6 protein-coding genes are annotated in these 6348 nt (G+C 33.9%); 2 read left to right on the plus strand and 4 right to left on the minus strand.

What is annotated here, in order from left to right:
* Positions 1-68: 68 nt before the first annotated feature.
* A complete protein-coding gene (gene panB, locus AC15TD_RS11430) occupies positions 69-887 on the minus strand; it encodes a 3-methyl-2-oxobutanoate hydroxymethyltransferase (protein WP_484452280.1) in 819 nt (272 codons plus the stop codon).
* 125 nt (positions 888-1012) lie between these two features.
* Between panB and AC15TD_RS11435 the strand changes: the two genes are divergently transcribed.
* On the plus strand, positions 1013-1471 hold the full coding sequence (locus tag AC15TD_RS11435; protein ID WP_484452281.1) for a nuclear transport factor 2 family protein: 459 nt from the start codon (positions 1013-1015) through the stop codon (positions 1469-1471).
* Positions 1472-1481: 10 nt separating this feature from the next.
* On the opposite strand, the gene AC15TD_RS11440 is transcribed toward AC15TD_RS11435, so the two are convergent.
* Both AC15TD_RS11440 and AC15TD_RS11445 read right to left on the minus strand, forming a co-directional pair.
* Positions 1482-2906, minus strand: a complete 1425-nt coding sequence (locus AC15TD_RS11440) for an L-serine ammonia-lyase (protein WP_484452282.1) — start codon at positions 2904-2906, stop codon at positions 1482-1484.
* 136 nt (positions 2907-3042) lie between these two features.
* Positions 3043-3540 carry a hypothetical protein gene (locus AC15TD_RS11445; protein WP_484452283.1) on the minus strand — a complete coding sequence of 166 codons (498 nt, stop codon included), beginning with the start codon at positions 3538-3540 and terminating at the stop codon, positions 3043-3045.
* A gap of 165 nt (positions 3541-3705) precedes the next feature.
* On the opposite strand from AC15TD_RS11445, the gene dnaK reads away from it, so the two are divergent.
* Positions 3706-5619: a molecular chaperone DnaK gene (gene dnaK, locus AC15TD_RS11450; RefSeq protein WP_484452284.1), complete on the plus strand. Its 1914-nt coding sequence runs from the start codon at positions 3706-3708 to the stop codon at positions 5617-5619.
* A gap of 96 nt (positions 5620-5715) precedes the next feature.
* Here the strand turns inward: dnaK and AC15TD_RS11455 are convergent.
* Positions 5716-6348: Brp/Blh family beta-carotene 15,15'-dioxygenase (locus AC15TD_RS11455; RefSeq protein WP_484452285.1), on the minus strand; the 633-nt coding region annotated here is incomplete at its 5' end.

The following is a 6348-nucleotide window of genomic DNA, read 5'->3' on the forward strand; positions in this document are numbered from 1 at the left end:
TTTAAATTTATGCATAAATCTAAAACTTTAACTATTCTAAGCGGTCTAACATATCTAAGTAGTATGATTTAATATTGCTCTTTATCACTAGGAAAGTCCTTGCTTTTTACATCGGTGACGTATTGAGAAATAGCATCGGTCATTTCTTCATATAAATTCATATAACGTCTTAAAAAGCGGGGGTTAAATTCATGTGTCATTCCTAACATATCATGAAGTACTAATACTTGTCCATCAACACCATTACCAGCACCAATACCAATAATAGGAATGCTAACACTTTCAGCTACTTCTTTAGCTAACTTGGCTGGAATTTTTTCAAGTACAATTGCGAAACAACCAATACGCTCCAACATTTTTGCATCATTTATTAAGTCTTTTGCTTCTTGCTCTTCCTTTGCTCGAACGGTATAGGTTCCAAATTTATAGATAGATTGTGGAGTCAAGCCTAAATGTCCCATCACAGGAATTCCAGCATTTAGAATACGCTTTATAGATTCTTTAATTTCTTTTCCACCTTCCATTTTAACAGAATGTGCTCTACTTTCTTTCATGATTCTTATCGCAGAGCGAAGTGCCTCCTTAGAATCACTTTGGTAACTCCCAAAAGGTAAATCAACAACAACCAGAGCACGGTCTACAGCCCTAACAACAGAAGATGCATGATATATCATTTGGTCTAGTGTAATTGGTAAGGTGGTTTCATGGCCCGCCATCACATTACTTGCAGAATCACCAACAAGTATAACGTCTATGCCTGCGCCATCAACAATTTTCGCCATGGAATAGTCATAGGCAGTTAGCATCGATATTTTTTCAGCATTGGCTTTCATATCAACCAATGTTTTTACCGTGATTCGTTTGTATTCTTTTTTTGCTACAGACATAGTTTGTTCGTTATAAGATTGTAAAAGTACTAAATAATATGAAGCTAGAAATTATGTTAAACTTTTCTTCAATACTATTTAAAGTAGTAATAGATGATTTATATTTAGTTTCAAAAATAAAATCCATGACTAGATTTATTTGTTGTTTATGCATTGTATTGACATCAACTGTGTATGCACAACAAGATGAAAAGGTTAAAGTAAAAGCGGCTGTTGATACCTTTTTTGAAGGGTTTCACAAAGGAGATACCATACTAATGAAATCTGTAATGATTGACAAAATAGTGTTACAAACTACGTTTACTAATAAGGAAGGAGAAAATATTTTAGTAACCGACGAACCTAAAAAACTTTTGAATGCCATTGCTAATCGGACAAGCGATCAAAAGTGGGATGAGCGTTTGTTAGGTTATAGCATTCAAATAGACGGTATCATGGCAAATGTATGGACACCTTATGAGTTTTGGTTTAATGATGCCTTTAGCCATTGTGGGGTTAATAGCTTTCAGCTGTTTAATGATAATGGTCAATGGAAGATTATTTATTTAATAGATACCAGAAGACGAGAAGGTTGTAATAAATAATAATACTTAATTAACAATCCGACAAATTGACGCCTACTGCTAAACCACCTTCTGATGTTTCTTTATATTTGGAATTCATGTCTTTTGCAGTTTCCCACATGGTTGCAACCACTTTATCTAAAGGTACTTTAACATTTTCCGGATTTGTTTCTAGTGCCAATTCAGCGGCATGAATCGCTTTTATGGCACCCATAGAATTACGTTCAATACAAGGTACCTGAACTAATCCTCCAATAGGATCACAGGTTAAGCCTAAATGGTGTTCCATAGCAATTTCAGCAGCCATTAATACCTGTTCTGGTGTACCGCCAAGTAATTCGGTTAAAGCACCAGAAGCCATGGCTGAAGATACACCAATTTCTGCTTGACAACCACCCATGGCTGCTGATATAGTAGCACCTTTTTTAAAAATGCTGCCTATCTCACCCGCTACTAACAAGAATTTCTTAATATGCTCAAAATTTGCATTGTGATTTTCAATGACCATATAATACATAAGAACAGCAGGAATAACCCCTGCACTTCCATTAGTAGGCGCGGTAACAACGCGCCCTAAAGCGGCATTGACTTCATTAACGCTAAGGGCAAAACAAGTTACCCATTTTAATATTTGCCTGAATTTAACTTCTGTGTTTCTAATGCCCTCTAACCATTCTCGAGGATTACCATATGGTAAATCACTAATTAAATTTTTATGAATGTCATGGGCACGTCTTCTTACATTTAAACCACCAGGAAGATTTCCTTCTGTATGACAACCGATATACATACATTCAAGCATGGTGTTCCATATACGATGAAACTCTAAATCAATAGTTTCAAGAGAGCGAATTGATTTTTCATTTTCAAGAACAATATCTGAAATAGACATATTGTGGTCTTTGCAATATTTTAAAAGCTCAGTTCCTAATCTTACAGGATACGGAAAAGTATTATTAAAAATCTCTTTATTTCGTTTTGAATTTTTCCGTTCTTCCTTTACAACAAATCCACCACCAATAGAGTAGAAGGTCGATTTTTTGTTTTTGCCATTTATGGTAGCAGTAAATACAAGACCATTTGCATGAAAAGGCAAAAACTTTTTATTGAAAACAATCTTTTTCTGAGAATCAAATTCAATTACTTTTTCATTATTAAAAATAATAGTCTTACTATGTTTAATGGTGTTAATGATCTCATAAATTGATTCTACAGGAACTACTTCGGGGTCAACACCACTTAAACCCAGTAAGATGGCTAAATCTGTAGCATGACCTTTTCCTGTTAAGGATAATGACCCATATAAATCTACTTGTATGCTCTCAACATCGTCAAAAACCTTTCCTGTTTTTAATTCTTTTATCCATCGTTCTGCAGCACGCCAAGGCCCTAAAGTATGTGAGCTTGAAGGACCAATACCTATTTTAAGCATGTCGAAAACAGAAATACACTCCACTTAAGAAAATGATTTAGATTTATCTCAAATATACATTTTGTAAAAGAAGTTAATAAGAATTATAATAAATATTTAAAATAAAAAGTCTGGAATTTTATTCCAGACTTTTTCGTGATTACCTTATTATTTTTTAAGCTTAAAATTTCTTCTTAAAACTTTCTATACCATTTGCTTTCATAACAGAATTTATATTCGAGACATCCAAACCAAAAATATTATCAGCAGGAACAACAACTACTCTAAAAATTTGATTTTCAGTCCATACTGGATCTAACACGCTAAAATTTGTAGTGCCATCCAAAAACAGTCTTACATCATCTTGGGTAAAATCAAAATTATATGTTAGAATTCCGTCAGGAAATTCTATGTTTTGTGGTACTAAACGCCAAATGTCTTGTCCGTTTGAAGTATCCCATAAAATATAAACTAAAGTAATATCATATTGAAAGACTTCAAATCCATAGGGTTCAATAATTTCATAATTATTAGCTTGGTTAAAGTCTACTTCAATTTCAAATGCGTTCGATACCATGAGCCCACCATCTAAGCCATCTAATCCGGCAGGTCCTCGTTCGCCTTCGCAAGACACGAATAGTAAGGTAGAAATAAATAAAAGGGATAAATATGTTTTCATGTTTATATATTTTTCATAAAGTTACAAATCGATTTGAGATGACACAGAAAAAGTGAATAATTTTAAATTAAAATGACAGCTTGTCAGTATTTCTTTGTTGGCATAATCATTGACTTTAACACATTGAATTTAAAAAAGAACATTCAACACAATAAAACATAAATTATGAGTAAAATTATTGGAATAGATTTAGGAACAACCAACTCTTGCGTTTCTGTAATGGAAGGTAATGAACCTGTTGTTATCCCAAATGCAGAGGGTAAACGTACCACACCATCTGTAATCGCTTTTGTAGAAGGAGGCGAAATAAAAGTTGGTGATCCAGCAAAACGTCAAGCTGTGACAAACCCAACAAAAACGGTTTCTTCTATCAAACGTTTTATGGGTAATAAATTTTCTGAATCTAAAAAGGAAGCAGGTCGTGTACCTTATAAAGTAGTTAAAGGAGATAATGATACACCTAGAGTTGATATTGATGGTCGTTTATATACGCCTCAAGAATTATCGGCTATGATTCTTCAAAAAATGAAGAAGACTGCCGAAGATTATTTAGGAACTGATGTAACGCGTGCTGTAATTACAGTACCTGCATATTTTAACGATAGTCAGCGTCAAGCGACTAAAGAAGCTGGTGAAATTGCTGGCTTAAAAGTAGAACGTATTATAAATGAGCCTACAGCTGCAGCTTTAGCTTATGGTTTGGATAAAAAAGGAAAAGATCAAAAAATAGTGGTTTTTGACTTTGGCGGAGGAACACATGATGTATCCATCCTTGAATTAGGAGATGGCGTATTTGAAGTATTATCGACTGATGGAGACACTCACTTAGGTGGTGATGATGTTGATGAAAAAATCATTAATTGGTTAGCTGATGAGTTTCAAGCCGAAGAAAGTATGGATTTGCGGAAAGACCCAATGTCTTTGCAACGTTTAAAAGAAGCCGCTGAAAAAGCTAAGATTGAATTATCATCTTCTGCACAAACAGAAATTAATTTACCATATATAACAGCTACTGCAAGTGGACCAAAACACTTAGTGCGCACTTTAACGCGTTCTAAATTCGAGCAATTAATTGAAGATTTAGTAAAACGTACTATTGAGCCATGTGCCTCTGCTTTAAAAGCAGCAGGATTAAGTAAAAGTGATATTGATGAAGTGATATTAGTTGGTGGTTCTACACGTATTCCTGTGGTTCAAGCAGCAGTTGAAAAATTCTTTGGAAAAGCACCAAGTAAAGGTGTAAACCCTGATGAAGTTGTTTCTTTAGGAGCTGGTATCCAAGGAGGTGTTTTAACAGGAGATGTTAAGGATGTATTACTTTTAGATGTAACGCCTTTATCTCTTGGTATTGAAACGATGGGTAATGTGATGACGAAGCTCATTGAAGCCAATACTACGATTCCTACTAAGAAATCACAAGTGTTTTCAACGGCAGCAGATAATCAGCCTTCAGTAGAAATTCACGTATTACAAGGTGAACGCGCTATGGCGGCTGATAACAAAACGATTGGACGTTTTCACTTAGATGGTATTCCACCAGCACGACGTGGTACACCGCAAATTGAAGTAACATTCGACATTGATGCCAATGGTATCATTAAAGTATCAGCTGAAGATAAGGCTACAGGTAAGAAACAAGATATCAGAATTGAAGCGTCATCAGGATTGACTGAAGAAGAAATTCAAAAGATGAAAGCAGATGCAGAAGCAAATGCTGAAGCGGATAAAGCAGCGGTAGAAAACGCTCAGAAATTAAATGAGGCAGATTCTATGATTTTCCAAACGGAAAAATTATTAGAAGAGTCAGGTGATAAATTATCTGCTGATAACAAAACTAAGATTGAAGGTGCTTTAGAAGAGTTGAAAAAACAATTTGAAACTAAAGATTTAGCGCTTATTAAACCAGCACTTGATAATCTGAATGAAATTTGGAAAGTAGCAAGTGAGGAGATATACAAAGCTCAAGCGGCTGAAGCCCAACAGGGCGGAGGAGATGCAAAACCAGGACCAGATGCTAGCCAAAATGGTGAAGCGGAAGGAAGTGATGTGGAAGACGTAGACTTCGAAGAGGTCAAGTAGCTTGTGCTAAGCGAAGTCGAAGTATAGACTTTTATGAGTTTGAATAAAAAGCAAGAAGTTGAAAGACTGAGGCTAAAAGCTAAGAAAACGCAATCATTAATTTGGTTGCGTTTTTTTGTTTAAAAACATTTTATTAATTACCAAAGTGTGAGGAAAAGTAACAGCTGCTATAAAAGAAAAGAAAATAGCATAAAATATCTTTTCTTCTTTAAAAATACAATATACAATTGATATTCCCATTAACGATAAGAACCAATACGGAATGGCCTTTAGACAATACCTTTTTACATTTTTCTTAGTAAAAGTTCCATATATAAAAGTTACTTGTTCTAAAAGTGATGGAATGCTATGCCAGAAGATGAAGTAGATTGTAAAACCCCAAATTAAGGTTGAAACTTTGAATATAATAGTAAAGATTAATAACAGAAATAATTCCTTAATTATAATTGTTTTGAAAAAAGTAAATTTTAGATAAAAGAATACGGTTAGAGAAGCGAAAATAATGCAATTAAAGACGAAAGAATAAATAATTAAATCTTTGTATATGGTTTGGTTTGTGATTGAGAAAACTACTTCAATAACATCATCAGAATTTAAAACAAATAATAACTGAAGTAATAATAAACCATATACAAAGTAATAAAGATCTTTAAGTTTTTTCGAACTATTTAATAATTTACTCTCCCAATGCTGTTCACCAAAATGATATGCACTAAAGAAAATAAATAG

The sequence above is a fragment of the Yeosuana sp. genome (genome assembly GCF_057126245.1).

Coding starts and splice junctions, on each gene's coding strand:
- panB (WP_484452280.1), bottom strand. CDS start 887: ATGTCTGTAGCAAAAAAAGAATACAAACGAATCACGGTAAAAACATTG.
- AC15TD_RS11435 (WP_484452281.1), top strand. CDS start 1,013: ATGACTAGATTTATTTGTTGTTTATGCATTGTATTGACATCAACTGTG.
- AC15TD_RS11445 (WP_484452283.1), bottom strand. CDS start 3,540: ATGAAAACATATTTATCCCTTTTATTTATTTCTACCTTACTATTCGTG.
- dnaK (WP_484452284.1), top strand. CDS start 3,706: ATGAGTAAAATTATTGGAATAGATTTAGGAACAACCAACTCTTGCGTT.